This window comes from Halorientalis marina (assembly GCF_023028345.1).
Taxonomy (GTDB): Archaea; Halobacteriota; Halobacteria; order Halobacteriales; family Haloarculaceae; genus Halorientalis; species Halorientalis marina.
Map to the genome: position 1 here is coordinate 157,266 of NZ_CP095488.1, position 20,951 is coordinate 178,216.

General features: G+C 67.9%; 16 protein-coding genes. 5 read left to right on the forward strand and 11 right to left on the reverse strand.

Annotated features, from left to right (window positions below; translation table 11 throughout):
* Positions 1-105 precede the first annotated feature (105 nt).
* Complete coding sequence (locus MUG96_RS19750) at positions 106-1,830, reverse strand: formate--tetrahydrofolate ligase (RefSeq protein WP_246989385.1); 1,725 nt, start codon at positions 1,828-1,830, stop codon at positions 106-108.
* A gap of 134 nt (positions 1,831-1,964) precedes the next feature.
* Positions 1,965-3,158 carry an alanyl-tRNA editing protein gene (locus MUG96_RS19755; protein WP_246989387.1) on the reverse strand — a complete coding sequence of 398 codons (1,194 nt, stop codon included), beginning with the start codon at positions 3,156-3,158 and terminating at the stop codon, positions 1,965-1,967.
* 97 nt (positions 3,159-3,255) lie between these two features.
* On the opposite strand from MUG96_RS19755, the gene folP reads away from it, so the two are divergent.
* Entirely contained in the window at positions 3,256-5,661 is a 2,406-nt protein-coding gene (gene folP, locus MUG96_RS19760) for a dihydropteroate synthase (RefSeq protein WP_246989389.1), read from the forward strand.
* 15 nt (positions 5,662-5,676) lie between these two features.
* On the opposite strand, the gene MUG96_RS19765 is transcribed toward folP, so the two are convergent.
* On the reverse strand, positions 5,677-6,132 hold the full coding sequence (locus MUG96_RS19765) for an ester cyclase (RefSeq protein ID WP_246989390.1): 456 nt from the start codon (positions 6,130-6,132) through the stop codon (positions 5,677-5,679).
* Between the two features lie 106 nt (positions 6,133-6,238).
* Positions 6,239-7,993, reverse strand: coding sequence for an aldehyde ferredoxin oxidoreductase family protein (locus MUG96_RS19770; RefSeq protein WP_246989392.1), 1,755 nt, complete (start codon positions 7,991-7,993; stop codon positions 6,239-6,241).
* 86 nt (positions 7,994-8,079) lie between these two features.
* Here MUG96_RS19770 and MUG96_RS19775 point away from each other — a divergent pair, with 86 nt between their 5' ends.
* Together MUG96_RS19775 and MUG96_RS19780 are read left to right on the forward strand one after the other, a co-directional pair.
* Complete coding sequence (locus tag MUG96_RS19775) at positions 8,080-8,652, forward strand: hypothetical protein (protein ID WP_246989394.1); 573 nt, start codon at positions 8,080-8,082, stop codon at positions 8,650-8,652.
* Between the two features lie 40 nt (positions 8,653-8,692).
* Positions 8,693-8,917 (forward strand): hypothetical protein, encoded by a 225-nt coding sequence (locus tag MUG96_RS19780; RefSeq protein ID WP_246989396.1) that lies wholly within the window; start codon positions 8,693-8,695, stop codon positions 8,915-8,917.
* Between the two features lie 54 nt (positions 8,918-8,971).
* Here MUG96_RS19780 and MUG96_RS19785 read toward each other — a convergent pair whose 3' ends face one another.
* Complete coding sequence (locus MUG96_RS19785) at positions 8,972-10,720, reverse strand: BCCT family transporter (protein WP_246989398.1); 1,749 nt, start codon at positions 10,718-10,720, stop codon at positions 8,972-8,974.
* A 366-nt stretch (positions 10,721-11,086) separates the two neighbouring features.
* On the opposite strand from MUG96_RS19785, the gene MUG96_RS19790 reads away from it, so the two are divergent.
* Positions 11,087-11,503 (forward strand): hypothetical protein, encoded by a 417-nt coding sequence (locus MUG96_RS19790; protein WP_246989400.1) that lies wholly within the window; start codon positions 11,087-11,089, stop codon positions 11,501-11,503.
* 45 nt (positions 11,504-11,548) lie between these two features.
* On the forward strand, positions 11,549-11,710 hold the full coding sequence (locus MUG96_RS19795) for a hypothetical protein (protein WP_246989401.1): 162 nt from the start codon (positions 11,549-11,551) through the stop codon (positions 11,708-11,710).
* 58 nt (positions 11,711-11,768) lie between these two features.
* Here the strand turns inward: MUG96_RS19795 and MUG96_RS19800 are convergent, their stop codons facing one another.
* From MUG96_RS19800 to MUG96_RS19825, 6 genes are all read right to left on the reverse strand, one after another.
* Positions 11,769-12,215: a universal stress protein gene (locus tag MUG96_RS19800; RefSeq protein WP_246989402.1), complete on the reverse strand. Its 447-nt coding sequence runs from the start codon at positions 12,213-12,215 to the stop codon at positions 11,769-11,771.
* 96 nt (positions 12,216-12,311) lie between these two features.
* Positions 12,312-13,565 (reverse strand): threonine ammonia-lyase, encoded by a 1,254-nt coding sequence (gene ilvA, locus MUG96_RS19805; protein ID WP_246989403.1) that lies wholly within the window; start codon positions 13,563-13,565, stop codon positions 12,312-12,314.
* A 25-nt stretch (positions 13,566-13,590) separates the two neighbouring features.
* Entirely contained in the window at positions 13,591-16,143 is a 2,553-nt protein-coding gene (locus tag MUG96_RS19810; protein ID WP_246989404.1) for a GcvT family protein, read from the reverse strand.
* Positions 16,144-16,365: 222 nt separating this feature from the next.
* Entirely contained in the window at positions 16,366-18,996 is a 2,631-nt protein-coding gene (locus MUG96_RS19815; protein ID WP_246989405.1) for a GcvT family protein, read from the reverse strand.
* Between the two features lie 169 nt (positions 18,997-19,165).
* Entirely contained in the window at positions 19,166-20,131 is a 966-nt protein-coding gene (locus MUG96_RS19820; protein WP_246989436.1) for an electron transfer flavoprotein subunit alpha/FixB family protein, read from the reverse strand.
* 2 nt (positions 20,132-20,133) lie between these two features.
* Positions 20,134-20,892 (reverse strand): electron transfer flavoprotein subunit beta/FixA family protein, encoded by a 759-nt coding sequence (locus MUG96_RS19825; RefSeq protein ID WP_246989406.1) that lies wholly within the window; start codon positions 20,890-20,892, stop codon positions 20,134-20,136.
* Between the last annotated feature and the right edge of the window lie 59 nt (positions 20,893-20,951).

Here is a 20,951-nt window from a genome sequence, read left to right on the forward strand (position 1 = left end):
GGCGCCAGGGATACCCCTGTCCCGGTTGCGAGCGGCCGCGGTCTCATGGGAGGACCGAGGGGGTCGGCGACGAACCACGGGTCGGCGGCGACGGACGGGCGGGTCTCAGAACAGCCCGGAGATGTTGCCGTCTTCGTCGATGTCCATATTGGCGGCGGCGGGGTCGGCGGGCAGGCCCGGCATCGTCAGGGCATCGGCCGTGAGCGCGACGATGAAGCCGGCACCGGCGGATGGGTAGACCTCGCTGATCTCCAGTTCCCAGTCCGTCGGTGCGCCCTTCTTCGTGGCGTCGTCGGACAGCGAATGGAAGGTCTTGGAGAGACAGACCGGCACGTCGCCGAAGCCGAGGTCCTCCATCTGCTCGATGTCGTCTAGCGCGGCTCCGGTGTATTTGACGCCGTTGGCGCCGTAAATCTCGGTAGCGACGGTCTCGATTTTGTCGGTGATCGGCTCGTCTTCGTCGTACAGCGGGGCGTAGTCCTCGCCACCGCCGGCCTCGACCTCCGCGACGACGCACTCGGCGAGTTCCTCGCCGCCTTCGCTCCCGTTCTCGAAGACGGTCGACTCGGCGGCCTTCACGCCGATGTCGTCCCGGCAGTGCTCGATGACGGCCTCGACTTCGGCGTCGTCGTCGTCGGGGAACCGGTTGACCGCGACGACGACCGGGACGCCGAATTTCTGGAGGTTCTCGATGTGCTTGTCGAGGTTCTCGAAGCCGCGCTCGACGGCCTCGACGCCGGCGTCGTCGATCCCGTCGTAGTCGACCGGCCACTGGTCCATGCCGTGGTACTGCAGCGCCCGGACCGAGGCGACAAGGACGACGGCGTTGGGCGTCATGTCCCCGAGCCGGCAGACGATGTTCATGAACTTCTCGGCGCCGAGGTCCGAGCCGAACCCGGCCTCGGTGACGAGGTAGTCGGCCATACCGAAGGCGGTCTTGTCCGCGATGAGCGAGTTGGTCCCGTGGGCGATGTTCGCGAACGGGCCGCCGTGGACGAAGGCGGGCGTCCCCTCGATGGCCTGGACGACGTTCGGCTTGATAGCGTCACGGAGCAACATCGTGGCCGGCCCGGTGGCGTCGATGTCGTCGACAGTGATGGGGTCGTCGTCCTCGTCGTAAGCGACGATGATGCGGGCGACCCTTTCTTTCAGGTCGCCGAGGCCGTCGGCCAGACAGAGAGCGGCCATCAGCTCCGAGGCCGCGGTGAGCAGGAAGTTGTCTTCCCGGGGAGTGCCGCCGGTCTTGCCGCCGAGCCCGACCACGAGGTTCCGAAGCGCGCGGTCGTTCATGTCGATGGCGCGGGGCCAGCGTACGTCGGTCACGTCCACGTCGAAGTCGTCGTCGTTGGTCAGTTTCGCGTCGAGCATCGCCGAGATGAGGTTGTGCGCTGCCGTGAGCGCGTGCAGGTCGCCCGTGAAGTGGAGGTTGATGTCCTCCATCGGAAGGACCTGCGAGCGCCCGCCGCCGGCCGCGCCGCCCTTCACGCCGAACACCGGGCCGAGCGACGGCTCGCGGATGGCGATCATCGCCTCCTCGCCGATGTGGTTGAGCGTCTGCCCCAGGCCGACCGTCGTGACCGTCTTCCCCTCGCCCTTCGGCGTCGGTGTCATCCCGGTCACGAGCACGAGGTTGTTCGCCTTGTCTTCTGCCTCCTCGCGGAGGCGCTCGATGGCGTGGTGTTTTACTTTCGCGGTGTACTCGCCGAAGTACTGGAGATCGTCGAGCCCGAGCCCCCACGGCTCGACGAGTTCCCAGATCGGCTCCATCTCCGTCGACTGGGCGATGTCGTAGTCCGTCGGAATCGGCTCTTGTCTGTCATCGGAAGACATCTCACGCCCACGTTTTCCACACCGCCCCAAGAGTGTTCGCGTATCTGACATCAACGAGAGGGGACGTGTTTGGACGGGACGGACACCGGAGCCTCCGACACGTCGTGTTCCGTGGCGGACACGACGAGGTTGCCTCAGTCCGGGCGGAGGGACGCGACGACGGTCTCGGGGTCGGCGTCGAGGCCGCCGCCCTGTGCGAGCGTCGGCTGGCCGCCACCGCCGCCGCCGAACTCGTCGGTCACCTCGCCGACGATGTCGTTGGCGTCCGTTTCGCCGTCGGTGGCGACGACGACGAACGTGCTCCCGTCCCGGCCCGCGAGAAGCACCACGTCGGCGGCCCCGTCGGTCAGTTCGCCCACGCGGTCGGCCACCGCGTTCGGCCCCACGCCGTCGACGGTCCCGGCCACCCACTCGCGCCCGTTCCGGGTGAAGGTGTCCTCGGCCAGTGCCGTCAGCCGTGCCGCGAGGAGTTCCTCCGTCAGGACCTCGGTCTCCTCCTGCAGTGACTCGTTCTCCGCACGCAGGCTCTCCGCGCGACTCGCGAGGTCGGCGACGCCCGTGTCCAGCGTCTCGGCCGCGCGGCTGGCGTTGCGCTGTGTCTCGATCCACTCGTCGATAGCCCGCTGGCCGACGGCGTACTCGACGCGCACGAGGCCGGCGCCCGGATTCGAGACGTCCAGCACGGCGACGGGACCGATTTCGTTCGTATTCCGGACGTGCGTGCCCCCACAGGCCGACACGTCCCAGTCCTCGATCTCGACGATGCGGACGGTGTCGGCGGCCGCCGCGTCGTCGCGGAGATTGAAGACGATGTCCTCGCGGGCGCCCGCCTCGTCCGCGTCCATCTCGTACCAGTCGACCGGCCGGGACTCCCAGACGACCTCGTTAGCCATCCGCTGGATCGTCAGCGGATTCACCGACGCCTCGCCGTCGGTCTCGAAGTCAAGCCGGATGCGGTCCTCGCCGATGTCGAACCCGCCATAGCCGTGAGTGCCCAGCAGTTGCCGCCCGGCACCGTATACGACGTGACTGGCCGTGTGCGCCCGCATGCTGTACGTGCGGAACTCGTCGTCGATCTCGGCGGCGACCGTGTCGCCGGCGTCGAACGCCGGCGGGTCGGCGAGGGTGTGGACCGTCTCACCGTCGCCCTTCTGGACGTCGACCACCGCGACCCCGTCGAGCGTGCCGCGGTCGGCTGGCTGGCCGCCGCCCTCGGGGTAGAAGTAGGTGCGTCCCAGGACGACGTCACGACCGTCGACCGCACGAACCGTCGCGTCGAACGATGTGACGTACGGCTCGCGTGGCGCCAGGTACTGTGAGTCTTCCATACGCGCCGGGTCGACCGCCGCAAAAATAAATGTCGCGTCACGGACCGGTGTGCGAGCCGGCGATACCTTAATCAGGTCCCCCGCGTCGATATGTGTCATGGAGTACCACGAGGCAGCGGACTATCTGCAGTCGCTGCAGCGCCACCGGCCCAAGCTAGGGGTCGACACGACGGCGCGGATGCTGGCCCACCTCGGGGACCCACAGGACTCGTTCGACGCAATCCAGATCGCCGGCTCGAACGGGAAGGGGAGTACTGCCCGGATGCTGGAGCGAGTGCTCCGGGCCGCCGGACTGGACGTGGGGCTGTTCACGTCCCCGGGCCTGCAGGGCTTTCGCGAGCAGGTTCGAGTCAACGATCGGACGATCCCGAAGACGCGCGTCGTCGAGTTCGTCGAGACCATCGATCCCTGTCTCGATCGGCTGGCGGCCGACGACGACATGCCGACCCACTTCGAGGTGCTGACCGCCCTCGCGCTCTATCACTTCGGCGCCGAGGCGGTCGACGTGGCGGTACTGGAGGTCGGCATCGGCGGCCGCTACGACGCCACCAGCGCCGTCGACCCGGTCGCGAGCGCCGTCACGAGCGTCAGCCTCGAACACACGGACCTGCTCGGCGACACGACCACCGAGATCGCCCGCGACAAGGCACAGGTCGCGCCCGCCGACCGCCCGCTCGTCACGGCCGCCACCGGTGACGCGCTCGCGGCCATCCGCGAGGAGTCCGACGTCGTCACGGTCGGCCCAACCGACGCCGACGTGCGCGCCGTCGAGACGGGCACGCGCTCGACCGTCGAGAGCGAGGTCGCCATCACCGGCCCGGACTGGGCGCTCGAGACGCGCCTGTCCCTGCTCGGTCAGCACCAGGCGGAGAATGCCGGCGTCGCGGCCACGCTCGCCCGGCAGGTGGCGAGCGTCGCACCCGAAACGGTCGCCGAGGGGCTGCGCAACACGACGTGGCCGGGTCGTTTCGAGGTCGTCGAGACCGAGCCGACGGTGGTCCTCGACGGCTCGCACAACCCCGGCGCGGCAGTGACCCTCGGGAGACAGCTCGACCGCTACGACTACGACGACCTCCACGTCGTCTTCGGTGCCATGCGCGACAAGGACCACGCCGGCATGCTCGCCGAACTCCCGCACGCGACGACGGCCATCGCGACCCGGCCCGACAACGACCGGGCCGCCGACCCCGAGACGCTCGCGGCAGTGTTCGCCGACCACGCCGACGAAATCGAGCAGGTTCCGTCGGTCCCGGAGGCCACCGAGCGGGCGCTCGCCCGCGCCGACGTCAACGACTTCGTGCTCGTGACCGGGTCGCTGTACACCGTCGCCGAAGCGCGCGACCGATGGACGCGCCTGCTCCTGCCGAAGGGGGCACGCCATCGCGCGAGCGGCCGCCCGTCGACGGCCGGAACGGCATTCAGCGAGTCCTTGGCCGCCGACGTCACCCACCAGGTCTTTAGCACCTATCTGCGCGGCGAACAGGCCTCGCGTGTCGCTGACCACGCCGGGGCCGCCGGCGCCGACTGCACGTGCTCGGTCGAGCGAGCGCCGGGACAGTACGTCGCGACGCTCCTCTCCGGGACGGTCCCGCAGTTGCGCGGCCTGGCGGACCGCCTCGCCGACGCCGGGCTCGGCCTCGAACACGTCGGCGCGGAGCTGGCGGCTGCGCTCGACGGACAGGGGCGCGGCCCGGACGATCCCTTCGACGCCACCGCCGGCGGGACGGCGCTGATGGGCGTCCTGAACGTCACGCCAGATAGCTTCTACGACGGTGGCGAGTACAACGCGTTCGACGCTGCCGTCGCCCGCGCCGAGGAGATGGTCGCCAACGGTGCTGACATCGTCGACGTTGGCGGGGAGAGCACGCGCCCGGGCGCGGACCCCGTGCCGGTCGGCGAGGAAATCGACCGCGTCGTGCCCGTCATCGAGGCTATCAGCGATTGCGACGCGTACGTCTCCGTGGACACGCGGAAGGCCGCGGTCGCCGAGGCGGCGCTCGACGCCGGGGCCGACATCGTCAACGACGTGTCTGGGCTCGAAGACCCGGAGATGCGGTTCGTCGTCGCGGGCCACGACGCGTCGCTCGTGTTGATGCACAGCCTTTCGGCACCGGTCGACCCCGACCGGAGCGTCGTCTACGACGACGTGACCGAAGACGTCGTTCGCGAGTTGAACGAGCGGCTCCTGCTGGCCGAGCGGGCGGGCATCGATCGCGAGCAAATCGTCGTCGACCCAGGCTGTGGCTTCGGCAAGACCGGGCCGGAGTCGTTCGAGCTGATCGACCGTCTCGTGGAGTTCCGGGCGCTCGGCTGTCCCGTCATGGTCGGGCACTCCCGGAAATCGATGTTCGAGACCATCGGTTGTCCGAGCGGTGAGCGGCTCCCGCCGACGCTGGCGGTGACGGCGATGGCCGCCGAGCGCGGGGCCGACGTGGTGCGCGTCCACGACGTGAAAGAGACCGCGAGCGTCCTCCGCGCGGTCGGGGCCACGAACGATTGGTGACGACGCCGGGGCCGCTCACTCTGCCACGGCCCCGACCGAGGGGACAGCCCCGAGCTCCTGAACCATCTTCAGCGTGTCCCACTGGGCGTGGACCGCAGTTATCAGGCCGTCTTCGACACTGAATACGTTTATTCCCTCGACGGTAAAGACTTCACCGGTCGGTTCCATCCCGAACAAGTCGTCCTCGTGTGTTCCGGTCGCCGACCACTTGACGCGTAGTTCCCCGTGTGCCGCGGAGATGCTCTGCACCTCGTACAGCAGGTCCGGGAACGCCGACCGGAACACCGTTACGAACTCCTTGATTGCATCCGTCCCGGTCACGTCCCCCGGACTCAGGCTGGGCGGCCCCTCGTAGCGGACTTCCTCGGCGAGGATTGTGTCTGCAACCCACAGATCGCCGTTGTTGAACAGTTCGCCGAACCAGCGCTGGACGAGTTCCGCCGGGTCGGTCGATCCCGTATCAGAGCGCATGCTATGTCACCACATCACACGGTTGACGGCGCTGTATAAAATCCTCCCGGTGGGTGTACTGAACGGGCAGTTCGAGCCGTCTCGTGTCCGTCTCTCGACTCCACGATCAGTCGTCGGCGCGAGGGGACGAGTGCGAGAGCGGCGTGTCGTCGTCTCGAACGGCTGTCAGGTCGAGCCTGTCGAGAGTCGCCCGCGCGGGCCGTCCGTCCGCCCCCCACCCGCGACGGCGGTAGTAGGCGTCGAGCATCGCTTCGAACCGGGACTCGTCGAGGGAGTCGGGGCCGGTGGCGAGCGGTGCGGGGAGGGCGTCGTCGGCCCGGTCGACGCCCTCGCGGACGTTGAACAGGCGCACGAGGGTCCAGATCCGCTCGCCCGTGCGGACGAGGTCGTCGAACGGCGCGTCGACGGCCGCCAGCCACGGGGCCGCCCGGAGCGACTCGCCGACGAAGTCGTCGGCGACGAGCGACCAGCGGACCGCGCGGGCGTCCTGTGCGGCGACGACCGCCGCGGCCGCCCGCGACGGTGACCAGGGCCCGTCGAAGGCCTCGCGCTCGACCGGCCGGGCGCGGCGGTGACACCCGCCCCGGTCGCTGGTCGCGTACGCCAGCGCCATGCTGGGCGCGCCACGTGGGTCGTACCCCGGCAGGGACAGCCGCTTGACCGTCGGTATCAGGTCGGTCGCCCCCAGTCGGTCGGCAGCCCGCTCGACGCCGTCGGCGAGCGTGTCCCCGAGGGTCGTCTCGCGGGTGGCGATCGCCGACAGGAGTCGCCGCGCGGCGTCCGGGTCGCCGAACGCGAGGTCACGGTCGAGACGGCCGGCTTCGGTCGCTCGAATCGCCAGCGCCAGCGCGTTCCCCGCGCTGATGAGGTCGAGAGCGAGGCGGTTGCACCGCTCGCCGAGCGCGGCTACGGCGTCGAAGTCGTCGATGCCGAGGCCGGCACCGAGACTCATCCCCGTCGCGCCTCGCGGAACCGTCTCGCCCGCTTCGGTCGCGACGCGGAACCCGCGGGCTTTTTCGCCGTCGTACTCCCGGTCAGTGGCGGCCTCACGGGTCGCCTCGACGCCAACGTCCGCCGCGCCCTCGAACCCCCGCTCCTGCCAGCCACGGGCCGCGAGCACGTCCGCCGCGTCGGCGAAGTCGACGGTCTCGACCGTCCCCGACGCCTCGAGCCAACGGCCGGTGTCGCCGTCCGCGAACCGCTCGCGAGCGCGCTCGCGCAGGTCCGACAGCGACGCGTCGGGCGTCGGCGGGTCGCCGCGAGCGACGACCGCTTTCAGTCGCTTCGCGCCCATCACGGCCCCGGCCCCGCCGCGTCCGGCGTGGTGCTCCGCCTCGTCGGAGGCGATGGTGGCGTAGGCCACCCGGTTCTCGCCGGCCGGACCGATGCAGGCAACGCTCGCGTCGGGGAACGCCCGGGCCGTCTCGACGGCGTCTTTCCCCCACGTTGCGGCAGGTTCGACGCTGGCGTCCCCGTCGGCGACGACGAGTCGGACCGGGCGCTCGCCCCGTCCGGTCACGAGCAGGCCCACGTGGTCTCGGAGCGCGCCGGCCAGTCGCGCGGGGAACTCACCGCCGGCGTAAGAGTCCAGGAACAGGCCGGTCAGCGGCGACTTCGTGACCGCGGCGTATCGCGTGCCGCCGGGCAGGTAGCCCGACAGCGGCCCCAGCAGGAAACAGAGGACGTTGCCCGGCCCCAGCGGGTCCGTATCGGCGTCGAGTTCGTCGTACAGATAGCGTGCGCCCAGCCCCTTGCCCCCGAGATAGCGGCGGTACCACTGCTCGGGCACCGGCTCCGAGCGGACCCGCTCCGCGGGCAGTTCGACCCGGAGGATACGGTCGGGCGCGGTCGGGGTCGTCACAGTTGCCGTGAGGGCGGAGCGGAAAAAAGAGTGGCCCTCCCGACCCGGTCGGTACCTTTTCGGGTGGCGTGGCTGAACGTGTGGGCATGCTTGATAGCGTTGGGGTGGCGAGCTGCCAGTGGGCAGTGCTGGGGAGCGGGCTCGAACCCACACGGTTCCTGGAGGCGCCCGGGCCGACACGGGCCGCGGTCTCGTTCCTGCTGACCGTCCTCGCCGGCGGGTGGGTGGTCTACGTCTACGGCGACCGACTGCTGAAAGTGGCACGGGGATCGCTCTCGCGCCCGCACCTGTCGGTGCTGTACGGCCTCGTGGCGTTCGTCCTCGTCGGGTTCGCTGTCACCTACAGTTCGACTGCGCTCTCGGCGGTCGGCGTCGCCCCGGCGGTCGTCGCAGTCCTCGGGGCCGTGGCCGTGGTCGGCATCCTCCTGGTGCTTGGCGGCCTCGGGTTCGCTGTGGTCGGGGTCTGGGTCGCCTGGACGCTTGGCCTGCGGGACCCGCTGCTCGGCGTCGTCGTCGTCGGCATCGTCAGCGCGGCCGCGTGGGCGATGCCGTGGATCGCCGTCGGCGCGGTCGTGTGGGCCGCGATCGTCGTGGTGGGTATCGGCGGCCCGACGCGAGCGTGGGTCCACCGGGACGCCCTGTCCATCCGCCGAGACTGACCCCCGCCAGCGTCATAGGCCCGGCGGTGCAATGGCCAGTATGCACGTCCTGCTCCAGACGCCCTTCGACGGGGGACTGTTCGAATCGATGGCACAGGTGGCGGTCGCCGCCGGAACGCTCGTCCTCTTGCTGGGGCTCGTCGCGCTCGGGGCCACCGCGTACAAGCACTTTCGTGGCGACGGCATCACCTGGCCCGAGGACATGGACGAAGACGAGCGACCGGTCCAGCAGGGGAACGACGACGACGAGTGGGAGTACTACTGAGCGACGCGTCGCTGTTCGGAAACGGGCACACAAAAAAGACGGACTGCGGACGGCTCAGTCGGAGCCTTCGGGGTCTGCTCCCTCGATGTCGGTCACCACCTCGTCGCCGGCGGTGACGACGTCCACGTCGCCCTCCGCGGTGAGTTCCTCGATGGTCTCGGCGAACTCCTCGGACTCGAGGATCTCGTACTCGTTGCGGAGTCCGAGGTATACGGTGTAAGACATCAGACACAGGATGACCGCGAAGGGTAACCCGGTCGTGATGGCCGCCGTCTGGAGTGCGCCGAGGCCGCCACCGAGCAGGAGAACTGCGGCGACGCCGCCTTCGGTGACTGCCCAGAAGATACGCTGGGTCTTCGGCACGTCGTGTTTGCCGCCCGAGGTCAGGTGGTCGATGACCAGCGACCCGGAGTCGGAGGACGTGACGAAGAACGTGATGACCAGCAACGTCGCCAGCCCGCCCGAGATGGCACCGAGCGGGAACTGGTTGAGCATCGCGAACATGGCAACGGTCTGTCCAGACTCCGACAACGCCGAGATGACTCCGCCGCCCCCGGCGAGTTCGAGCCAGATGGCCGAGCCGCCGAACGTCGAGAGCCAGAGGAACGAGAACATCGCGGGCAGGAACAGCACGCCCAGGACGAACTCACGTACCGTCCGGCCCTTCGAGATGCGCGCGATGAACATCCCGACGAACGGTGACCACGCGATCCACCAACCCCAGTAGAACACGGTGGTTCCGATCGTACCGCCGCTCTCGCCGAGCGTCCCCGTAAAGAAGGACAGGGCCAGGAAGCTCTGCAGGTAGACGCCGACGGATTCGATCCAGGAGCCGAGGATGAACAGCGTCGGACCGACGATGAGCAGGAACCCGAGCAGTCCGAACATCAGGTAGAGGTTCAGCGTACTCAGGCGCTTGACACCGCCGTCGAGGCCGGCCGCGACCGACAGGGTCGCGATGGCCGTGATCCCCGCGATCAGCGCGATCTGCGGGAACGTTCCGGTCGGGATGCTCGCGATTCCGAGGATGTCACCCGCGACGTAGGACATGCCGGTGTTGACCTGCGCGACGCCAAGGCCGAGCGAGGTTGCCAGCCCGAATAGCGTCGCGAACACCGTCACGAGGTCGATGATGTGGCCGGGCCACCCGTAGATCCGCTCGCCGAGCAGGGGCCAGAAGATCGACCGGAACGTCAGCGGGAGGCCGCGATTGAACGAGAAGAAGGCCAGACCGAGGCCGACCAGTCCGTAGATCGCCCACGGGGAGAAGCCCCAGTGGAAGAACGTCTGTGCCAGCGCGACCGCACCGGCTCCACCCGTCTGTGCCTCCGCGCCGCCGAAGAACCCGGGGACGCTCTGGAAGTATCCCATGGGCTCGGAGACGCTGAAGAACATGAGACCGATCCCCATGCCGGCGCTGAACAGCATCGCCATCCAGGAGAAGTCGCTGAACTCCTTCTCGGCTTCGACACCGCCGATCCTGATCTTCCCGTACTTACTGAACGCGAAAAACAGGATGACGCCGATGAAGATGTTCACCGCCAAGATGTAGAACCAGCCGAACGTGCTGTTGATGAAGCTAAAGAGCGCCGAGTAGGCACTCGAGGCCTGTTCACCCAGGCCGATGGTCACAGCGATGAACAGCGCGATGAGCCCCAGCGCGACCGGGAAGACGATCGGGTGGATGTCGAACCCCCACTTTTGGATGTTCGTATCACCCGGTTCCCGGTCGGACTCCGGGTGGAACAGCTCTACCTGGAGCCCATCGGACATCTCGCCAGTGGTTTCCTCACTATCTGCCATACGTTACCCCTTGCCGTTGGATGCGTTCGATCATGTTCGTTCACTCTCTGATCGGTGGTCCTGTCCGCTATTGTCCGTGCAGCGTCGGTTGTCGTCGTGCGGCGATACCTGGCCACACCATGCCACACCTCATTGTGGATTGTTCTCTTGCCTCACTACCCTTGGTCGAGTCAATTAATTATAAAAACTTCGCCATTGTGGGTAGTTCGCACACACCACCAAGCTACATCTGTGATCGGACTCGAACGAGAGTGTACGGATGTGTCGCAAAAACCGCTGGACGAGAGGCGGATGCCCGAATCGACGAAACCGGCAACGTTTCGTGGGGGTGAAGTCGTGAACAGGTTGGGGCCCGTACAACGTATCGTGATCGATCGGCTACACGTCGTGTTTGACTGGTGTAAACGGGTCTATGACGCGCTCGCCGAGCCGTTGCGGAAGGATCCGGATGCGCCGAGTTTCCGGCTTTCGAGCCCGGAGACGCACACGACGACGATCGACGGCGATGTGGGGTGGGGTAACAGGCCGCCGGCCCGAATCCACTGTGGCCGCTGTGACGCGCTCATCGATCAGCCCACGTCGCTCGACGACATCGACTGCGACCACTGTGTCGCCGAGTATTCCAACGAGGAGTTCACCGATCTCCAGCTCGCGCATCTCATCTGTCCGGTTTGCGGCGACCGCATGGAACACGGCCAGCGACACCCCCAGACGTTCGACGTGCCCGAGTGGGCGACCTGTCACAGCTGTCGCTACCACTGGGAGTTCAAACACTCGTACTGACCGCGCTGCGGTAGTGTTTACTTGACCCGAGTGGTAACGATGTGCATGGTAAACTTGCCAGCGACCGCCCTCGCTGCGCTCGTCGTGGTGCTGTTCGGGGTCGCGATCGTCTCGATGTCCGCTGGATCACTCCGGATCGCCGGCCTCAGTTTCTTGAGCGCTAGCGTCCTCATCTACGTCAGGGAAAAACGGTTCGTGAGAGGGTGAGCAGACGAACGCTGGCCGCCGAGCGGTCGCTCGCCACCCAATCGGCCGCGACCCGCCCTCAATCGAACTCGTCGATCCGCATCCGGCGGGTGATGACCGGCACCGTCGCGGTCCGGACGACCTTGTCCATCGTCCCCCCGATGAGGTTCCCGAGTTTCCCCCGGTAGGCCGACCCCACCACGATTGCATCCATCCCCTCTTCGTCGGCGAACTCGACGATTTCTTCCGCGACCGACCCCGTTCGCAGCGCCGACTCGAATGGCGCGCCGCGCTCGGCGGCCATGTCCCCCAGCTCCGACATGACCTCCTCTCCGTACTCCCGGTACTCCCGTCGCATCTCCTCCTCGTCGTCGCGGAGCGCGAGCGCGCGCGGTGCACCCGGCAGGTCAATCACGTACAACCCGTGAACGGTCGCGTCGAGCGCTGCCGCGAGGTCGAGCCCGTGCTGGGCGGCCTTCCGGGCCTCGTCGCTCCCGTCGTACGGGACCAGAACGTGTTCATACATAGCTTACCACACGGTTCGTCTCGTCTAGCCCTCAACAAATAACTTTTCCCGGGCTGACGAGTCAAGTGGTGGCGGGAAACGTCGTTTCCGAACCGCTCAGATAGTCTTGGCGATGTTCTCCACGGTGTAGTCGGCGCCCTCGATAGCCTCGACGATGGCGACGGCGTGTTCTGCGCCGCTGGTCTCGACGTTGAACACGAGGTACGCCTCCCCGACGTCGAGGTTGTCGACCGACCGGTCGTGGCGGACGTCGTGGATGTTAGCCCCGAAATCAGCGATGATGCCCGATATCTCTTCGAGCACGCCGGGCCGGTCGTCGATGCGGATCCGCAGGCGCAGGAGTTGCTGGCGGTCGATGAGCGCGTGAATCAACACCGTTCGGAGTTGTGTCATATCGAGATTGCCACCACAGAGCAACGGCATCACCGTTTCACCGGCGACATCGAGGTCGTCCGAGAGAAGCGCGGCGACCGACGCCGCACCCGCACCCTCGACCACCTGCTTCGCCCGCTCCATCAACATGAGGATGGCGCGAGCGATCTCGGTATCCGAGACGGTGACGACCCGGTCGACGTTTCGCTGGATGATCGACAGCGTCGTCTCGGAGATGCCGCCGGTGGCGATACCGTCGGCGATGGTGTCGACCTGGTCCAGCGTCACCGGAATGCCCTTATCGAGGCTCCGGTGGACGGTCTCGGCGCCGGTCGCCTGGACGCCGATGACCTTCGTCTCCGGGGAGAGGTGCTTGATCGCCGTCGAGATGCCGCTAATGAGGCCACCCCCACCGATGGGGACGATGACGGTATCGACGTTCGGGCAGTCGTGGTACATCTCGGTGCCCAGCGTGCCCTGGCCGGCGATGATGTCCATGTCGTCGTATGCGTGGACGAACGCCGCGTCGCTGTCCTCGACGGCGGCCTGGGCCGCAGTCATCGTCTCCTGGAAGTCGTTGCCGACGAGTTCGACCGCCGCACCGTACCCGCGGGTCGCCTCGATTTTCGCCTGTGGCGCGTTCCGCGGCATGTAAATCGTCGAGTCGGCGCCACACCGGGTCGCCGCGAGCGCGACCCCCTGTGCGTGGTTGCCGGCACTCGCGGCCACGAAGTCAGTGACGCCGTTTTCCACGTCCTGGCTGATCTTGTTGTACGCGCCACGGGTCTTGAACGATCCCGTCCACTGGAGGTGTTCCATCTTCAGGTACACCTCGCCGCCGACGACCTCCTCGAGCGACGTGCTCCGCTCGACCGGCGTCTCCTTGACCACGCTGTCGTCGTCGAGGCGCTCGCGCGCCCGCTCGATGTCGGCGTACCGCACGGGCAGTTCACCGGGTTCGGATTCGGAAGCGGTCATGAGTAGTGTAGTCTCCGCGGGGCGGTCACCTGATGAGCTTGTCGCGGCCGGGGTCGAACAACGGCTCTTCCCGCACCGTCGCGTCGTAGGTCTCGCCCTCACACAGGACCTCGACCGACGTGCCGTGTTCGGCGTGCTCGTCCGGCACGTAAGTATAGGCGATCGACTCGCCGATGGAGTAGCCGTAGTTCCCGGCCTGCACGTAGCCGATGGCCGCCCCGTCTTTCAGTACGGGGCGGCCGCTCAGCATGATGTCCGTCGAGTCGTCCAGCGTAATCGGGACGATCCGGTTGTCGATCCCGTCGGCGCGGGCCTGCTCGAGCGCCGCCTTGCCGACGAAGTCGGTGTCCATGTCGACGGCGAAGGGCAGGCCGGCCTCGAAGGGGTTGGCGTCCGTGTCGATGTCGTTGCCCCACAGCCGGTAACCCTTCTCCAGACGCATCGAACTCAGCGCGCCGCCGCCCATCGGCCGCACGTCGAGGTCCCGGCCGGCCTCCCAGAGCGTGTCCCAGAGGCGCTGGCCGTACTCGACCGGCGCCCACAGCTCCCAGCCGAGTTCGCCCACGTAGGACACCCGGAGCGCGACGACCGGTACCTCGCCGACGTAGATCCGTTTGGCCCGGAAGTAGGGGAAACCCTCGTTCGTGACGTCCGCATCGGTACACCGCTGGAGCAGGAGCCGCGCGTTCGGCCCCCACAGCCCGATCGTGGACTTCGCGCCCTCCTCGATAGTCACCGAGACCGTCTCCGGGGCGTGATCTCGGAGCCACGAGCCGTGGATCTGCGGGGAGTTGCCGCCGCCGGTCGTGACCATGTACTCGTCGTCGTCCAGACGCACTACGGTCACGTCCGCGAGGATGCCCCCGCCCTCGTTCAATAGCAGGGAGTAACGGACCTGTCCCACATCGATGTCGATGTCGTTCGAGCACATCCGCTGGAGGTACTCGCCGGCCTCGGCCCCCTCGACCATGATTGAGGAGAAGGTGGTCATATCGAACATCGACACCTGCTCGCGGGTGTGGAGGTGCTCGGCGGCCTCGATGGGCGAGCGGTTGATGGCCTGCCAGCCGTCCTGCTCGGGAATCCGGTCTTCGTACGCCTCCACGAGGTCGGCGTTTGACTCGTACCACTGTGGCGTCTCCCAGCCGCCGCTCTGGTAGAACTCCGCGCCCAGTTCCTGCTGTCGCCCGTGGAAGGGACTCGTCCGCAGTCCGCGGTGGTCGTCGGGTTGCCAGCGCGGCTCGACGATGCTGTAGACCTGCTCGTAGCGTTTCGCGCCGCGGTCGACGAAGTACTCTTTCTCGCCGGCGTGGGGTGAGAACCGACGGACGTGAATGCCGCCGGTGTCGACGTCGCCCGAGGGGAGTCGGGGCACCCCGTTTTCCATCCACTCGGCGACGATGCGGCCGTAGCCACCCGAGTGGGTCCACCAGATCGCCAGTGCCGACCAGAGGCCGTCCACCTCGGCGGTCGGGCCGACCGCGGGCATCCCGTCGGGCGTGAACACGAAGATGCCGTTCTCGGTCGCCTCGTACTCGTAGTCGACGGTCGCCGGCAGGAGTTCGTCGAACGCCTGCTTGGCCGACTTGTCCCGGCCGCGGTGGGTCGGGGTGGTCCAGTGTTCCTCCGTGAACCCGCGCACGGACGCCTGGCGTTCCTCGCTGTTCGTCCCCATCGCCCCGGGGTCGACCGACAGCGTCTCGTGATTGTACGACCCCATCCCGAGCGCGTCGCCGTGGTTGCGGAAGTACAGCGAGTGGTCCTGGTCGCGCCCGACCGGGAGGGTCGGCCCCTCGCTCATGTACTCGGCGATAGAGCGGTCGCCGGGCACGTCCAGCCCGGTCGTGTTGTCCCCGACCGACGAACCGAACTCGGCCAGTTCGTCCATCGGTTCAGTGACGACGTACTGGTGTTCGACCGGCGCGATGGGCAGGTCGACCCCCGCTAGTTGCCCGGTCTGGTAGCCCCAGTTGTTCGTCGCCATCACACAGCGGTCACACTCGATGCGGCCGCGGTCGGTCTCGACCGCCCGGATTTCGCCGCCGCTGACCTCGAGGTCGGTGACCTCAGTGTGCCCGTAGAAATCGGCGTCTGACTCCTCCATGTACCACTGCAGGGCCGCGATGCCGTCGACGCGACCGTCGGTCGGCGAGTAGTAGCCGCCGAGAATTTCGTCCGCGTCGACCAGCGGGATGTGCTCGGTGACCTCCTCCGGAGAGAGCAACTGCGGGTCGGGCAGGCCGTAGGCGGTGGCGTTCTCGACACGGCGCTGGAGGAAGTCCATACGGGCATCGCTCCGGGCCACCTCGATGCCGCCGACCTCGTCGTAGACGCCGGCGTCCGAGAGCAGGCGGCTGGTGTAGTGTGCGGTCTTGGTCTGTATCTTCGAGGGCGAGGTCTGGAACATGATCCCCGGCGCGTGGACCGAGGAGCCACCGGTGACAGGTAACGGCCCCTGGTCGATGACTGTCACGTCCTCGGCACCGAGTTCCGTCAGGTGGTAGGCCACGCTACACCCGACGGCACCGGCCCCGATGATGACGGTCCGCGCCCGTGACGGGAGCTGGGAAGCGCTCATATCACTCGTTGGGACTGGTTCGGTCTCGGGCATAAATACACCGGTAGTACCGACCCGCAGTACACCGAAACCGCCCGTTTGAAGCCCCAGAATACACTCGAAGCGGCGTGTTGGTCAATCTCAACCGAGGGCAGCGGTCGTGTCGCCGGTCGCGACCGGGAAACCACAGCGTGACAGGGAGCCGAGAGAATCTGTGGATCCGGCTGCCGGGCGCGACCCGCCTCAGTCCAGCAGCGGTTCCTCGCGGACCGTCGCGGCGTAGCGGTCGCCTTCGTAAAGGACCTCGACCGTGGTCCCCGGTTCGGCGTCCGCCGGCGGGAGGTAGGTGTAGGCGACACAGGCGCCCACGGAGTATCCGTACTCGGCGCTGTGAACGTAGCCCAGCACCTCGTCGGCGTCGGGTTCGGCCCCGCTCCCGCTCCCGTCGAGCACCGGACGGTCGGGCAGGATCGTCTTCGCCTCGTCGTCCAGGGTCAGGCAGGCGACGTGCTTGCCCTGGTGGACCGCCCCGCCGCCGTCGGCGGCCGCAGCTGTTTCTTCGTCGGCCGCCTGGAGCGCCGCCTTGCCGATGAAGTCGGTGTCGTAGTCGACGGCCCAGTCGAGGCCTGCTTCGGCGGGCGTGTGCTCGGTGTGGAGGTCCTCGCCCCACAGGCGGTAGCCCTTCTCGATCCGCAGGGAGTCGAGCGCACCGTTGCCGTAGGGCCGAATGTCGTACTCCGTTCCGGCTTCCATGACGTGCTCCCAGAGGCGCTCGCCGTACTCGGAAGGAGTGTAGAGCTCCCAGCCGAGTTCGCCGGCGTAGGACACCCGCAGCGCCCGCACCGGGACGTTCTTGGCGAACGTCTCCTGGCTCGTGTAGAACGGGAACGCCTCGTCCGAGAGGTCCGCGTCCAGCACCTTCTGGAGCACCTTCCGCGAGTCGGGGCCAGTACAGACCATCGCGGCGAGGCTGGAAGTCACGTCGTTGACCACGACGCCCTCGGGGGACTGCTCGCGCACCCACGCGACGTGGTTGTTCCCGACCTCCCGCCCCGTCGTGAGCAGGAGGTAGCGGTCCCCGTCGGTCCGGGTGACGGTGATGTCCGCGCGGACGCCGCCGCCCTCGTTGCACATGAGCGTGTAGCGGATGTCGCCCACCTCGAGGTCGATATCGTTGGTACAGAGGTGCTGGAGGAACTCGTCGGCGTCGGCTCCGACCACCTCGATCTTGTTGAACGGCGTCATGTCGTGGAGACCCACCTTCTCGCGGACGTGGAGGTGTTCGGCACCCTCGATGGGCGACCAGTATTTCCCCTCCCAGCCGTCGCGGTCGGGAATCTGATCGGCGTACCGCTCGACGAGGTCGGCGTTCGACTCGAACCACTGAGGGCTCTCCCAGCCGGCCTCGGCCCACAGTTCGGCGCCGAGTTCCTCGTGGGAGTGGTACATCGGCGTCCGCCGGATGTCCCGCTGTTTGTCCTCCCAGACCCACTTGGGGTGCATGACGTTGTAGACGATGCGGTACTCCTCGCCGCCGATGTCGCGGGCGAAGTCCCAGCTGCCCTCGTGTTCGTCGAAGCGGTTCACGTCACACTCCGCGAGGTCGATGGGGCCGTCGTCCAGCCGCGGCACGCCGGTCTCCATCCACTCCGCGAGCGCCTTCGCCGCGCCGCCGGCGTGGGTGACCCAGATGGCCGCCGCGGTCCAGAGGCCCTCCAGTTCCTGCACCGGACCCATGATCGGCAGGCCGTTGGGCGATTCGGCGAACATGCCGTTGTATTTGAACTCCAGGTCCTTGCCCGCGGTCGCGGGGAGGAGTTCGTCGCTGGCCTGCCGCGCGGACTTGTGTGGCCTATCCGGGTGGGTCGGCTCGTTCATGTGGCGCTCGGTGAACTCGTGGACCGACCCCTGCTCGCCGTCGGGGTCGTTGCCGCCGAGTTCCTGCGGGTCCGGCACGATGGGCTCGTGGTTGTACGAGCCGATGCCGTAGGAGTCCCCGTGGGTCCGGTAGTACATCGCGTTGTCCTGGTCGCGCAGGATTGGGCGGTCCGGCCCCATCAGCAGCCGTGTGGCCTTCTCACCGGAGACGTTCCGATAGTTCTCGAACAGGGGATGGTCGGTCGTGTCGATCGCGTTGTCCGCGAGTTCGTCCAGGGGCTCGGTCATCGTGTACTGGTGTTCCACCGGCGTCACCGGCAGGTGGACGCCCAGTTTCTCGCCGAGTTGCCGCGCCCAGATGTTCGTCGCGATGACCACCTCGTCACACTCGATGGTCCCGTTCTCGGTGACGACGGCCTCGACCGATCCGCCTGCCGTCTGCACGTCCTCGGTCCGGGTGTGGGGCACGAACTTCGCGCCCCGGTCCATCGCCTCGCGAGCCAGCGCGTCGCAGGCGACGACGCCGGACACCTGCCCGTCGGTCGGCGAGTAGTAGCCGCCGAGTATCTGGCTCTCGTCGACCAGGGGCAGGTGGTCAGTGACCTCCGCGGGGGAGAGTATCTGCGGGTCCGGGAGACCCCACGCACTCGCGTGTTCGACACGGCGCTGGAGGAAGGCCATCCGCTCCTCGCTCCGGGCCACCTCGATGCCGCCGGCCTCGTTGTAGGCCTGCTGGCCGTCGGCACCCTCGAGGTCCGAGTAGACCTGCCGGCTGTAGTTCGCGAACTTGCTGAGGACCTTCGGCTCGGCGGTCTGGAACATGATTCCCGGCGCGTGCGTCGAGGAGCCGCCGGTGGTCGGCATCGGCCCCTGGTCGACGACGACCACGTCCTCCCGCCCCTGTTGTGTCAGCTGGTAGGCGACGTTACACCCGACGATGCCGGCCCCGACGACGACGGTTCCGGCCTCGCTCGGCAGGCTATCGGTCGGTTGCATAACTGCCCGCAACTGACCGGGGAACCGGCAAATAGCTGTCGCCGCCGCCAGTCACGCTTTGCAATCTGACGATTCGTTGTCAGGTAGAGGTTACGCGCGGCTGTCGGCCCTCAGCCGGTCGGGACACCGCCCGCGCGTCGTCCCTCATACGACTGGCCGTCCCCGGACGTCAGGACCGCTCGTCGATAGCCTCGGTGACGGCAGGCACCACCTCGTGGAGGTCGGCGACGACCGCCCAGTCTGCCTTCTGGACGATGGCCGCCTCCGGGTCGGTGTTGACCGCGAGGACGTGCTCGGCGCCCTTACAACCGACCATGTGCTGGACGGCGCCGCTGATGCCACAGGCGACGTACAGTTCGGGCGCGATTTTCGCCCCCGTCTGGCCGATCTGATCGTCGTGGGGTCGCCAGCCCTCGTTGACCGCGGCCCGGGACGACCCAACGGTCGCGTTCGGCAGACGGTCCGCGAGTTCTTCTAGCGTCGCGAAGTCGCCGTCCGTGCCGCGGCCGCCGCCGACGACGACCCGCGCCTCGCCGAGCGGGACGCCCTCCTCGTCGGAGACCTCGACCTCGGAGAGTTGGACCGCGAGGTCGTCGTCGTCGAGGTCCGGTTCGAAAGCGTGGACGGTCGCCTCGCCGGCCGCTTTCTCGGCCGACACCTCGTTCGGCGCGACCGTGAGCAGTTTCGTCGGCGCGTCGAGCCTGGCGTGTTCCAGGAGCGTCCCGCCCCAGCGCTGGCGGGTGAGATCGTAGGTCCCGTCGGCCTCGACCGCGACCTCGACGCACTCGGCGGCCATCGGGAGTTCGCGACGGGCCGCGACGTGGGCCAGCACCTCTGGACCGCGGTCGCCGCCGGGGGCCACGACGGCGTCGGGCTCGAAGGCGGCGATACACTGGCTGACGCTCTCGGCCCACGCGGCGGGCGCATAGGCGTCCAGCGCCTCGTGTTCGACGGCGTGAACCGTCTCGACGCCGTACTCGCCGAGCGTGTCGACGAGGTCCGTGACCGCGTCGCCGACGGCGGCCGCGCCGAGGGGTTCGGCCGCGCCGGCAGCTACGTCCCGCGCCAGCGTGAGTGCCTGGCGCGTCTCGTCGTCAACTTCGCCGTCGGTCGCGTCGACGATGGCGAGCACCATCGTCACAGCACCTCCAGTTCGTCGAGCACGTCCACCACGTCTTCGGCTGCCTCGGGACTCTCACCGAGGATTTCGGCCGTGCTGTCGTCCGTCTCCGGCACCTCGAGCGCGACCTTTTCGAACCCGCCGACGGCCTCCCCGTCGGGTTCGCGACGGGTGATGTCGGTCTTGCGGGCTCGCATTTTCGCCCGCATCGAGGGGTACCGCGGCTCGTTCAGCCCTTCCTTCACCGAGACCACGGCCGGCAGGTCGAGTTCGTACCGCTCGACGCCGCCCGGAATCTCCCGCTCGGCGACGACGCCCCCATCGGTCACTGTGAGGCCCTTGATGCCGGTGACACAGGGCACCCCGAGCGCCTCGGCCACCCGGACGCCGACCTGGTAGTTCTGTTCGTCGGCCGATTCGTTGCCGAACAGGAGGAGGTCGAAGTCGGTGTCGTGGTCGTCGATGGCGGTCGCGAGGGCATCGGCGACGCGGCTGGGGCGCCACTCCGCGTCGCCGGTTTCGAGCAACACCGGTCCGTCGACGCCCATCGCCACGGCGGTGCGGAGCTGTTCGGCGGCGTCCTCTGGCCCGATCGTCATCGCCGTCGCCGTACCGTCGTGGGCCTCGGCCAACTGGACGGCCGCCTCGATGCCACACTCCTCGTGGGGGCTGATGGTGAACCCGAGGTTGCTCGTGTCGATTCGCTGTTTATCGTCGGTCAGTACGGTCCGTGCGCCCGTTTCGGGCACGCGCTTGATGCAGACGAGCGTATCCATCGTGTGTCGTGTGTCGCCTCGACCGGATCGGGCCGGTCGAGTTCGGTCGGTTCGCGAGC

What these genes read in the sequence shown, in the direction of transcription:
- MUG96_RS19750 (WP_246989385.1), bottom strand. Translation starts at nt 1,830, where the DNA reads ATGTCTTCCGATGACAGACAAGAGCCGATTCCGACGGACTACGACATC.
- MUG96_RS19755 (WP_246989387.1), bottom strand. Translation starts at nt 3,158, where the DNA reads ATGGAAGACTCACAGTACCTGGCGCCACGCGAGCCGTACGTCACATCG.
- folP (WP_246989389.1), top strand. Translation starts at nt 3,256, where the DNA reads ATGGAGTACCACGAGGCAGCGGACTATCTGCAGTCGCTGCAGCGCCAC.
- MUG96_RS19765 (WP_246989390.1), bottom strand. Translation starts at nt 6,132, where the DNA reads ATGCGCTCTGATACGGGATCGACCGACCCGGCGGAACTCGTCCAGCGC.
- MUG96_RS19775 (WP_246989394.1), top strand. Translation starts at nt 8,080, where the DNA reads ATGCTTGATAGCGTTGGGGTGGCGAGCTGCCAGTGGGCAGTGCTGGGG.
- MUG96_RS19780 (WP_246989396.1), top strand. Translation starts at nt 8,693, where the DNA reads ATGCACGTCCTGCTCCAGACGCCCTTCGACGGGGGACTGTTCGAATCG.
- MUG96_RS19785 (WP_246989398.1), bottom strand. Translation starts at nt 10,720, where the DNA reads ATGGCAGATAGTGAGGAAACCACTGGCGAGATGTCCGATGGGCTCCAG.
- MUG96_RS19795 (WP_246989401.1), top strand. Translation starts at nt 11,549, where the DNA reads ATGGTAAACTTGCCAGCGACCGCCCTCGCTGCGCTCGTCGTGGTGCTG.
- MUG96_RS19800 (WP_246989402.1), bottom strand. Translation starts at nt 12,215, where the DNA reads ATGTATGAACACGTTCTGGTCCCGTACGACGGGAGCGACGAGGCCCGG.
- ilvA (WP_246989403.1), bottom strand. Translation starts at nt 13,565, where the DNA reads ATGACCGCTTCCGAATCCGAACCCGGTGAACTGCCCGTGCGGTACGCC.
- MUG96_RS19810 (WP_246989404.1), bottom strand. Translation starts at nt 16,143, where the DNA reads ATGAGCGCTTCCCAGCTCCCGTCACGGGCGCGGACCGTCATCATCGGG.
- MUG96_RS19815 (WP_246989405.1), bottom strand. Translation starts at nt 18,996, where the DNA reads ATGCAACCGACCGATAGCCTGCCGAGCGAGGCCGGAACCGTCGTCGTC.
- MUG96_RS19820 (WP_246989436.1), bottom strand. Translation starts at nt 20,131, where the DNA reads ATGGTGCTCGCCATCGTCGACGCGACCGACGGCGAAGTTGACGACGAG.
- MUG96_RS19825 (WP_246989406.1), bottom strand. Translation starts at nt 20,892, where the DNA reads ATGGATACGCTCGTCTGCATCAAGCGCGTGCCCGAAACGGGCGCACGG.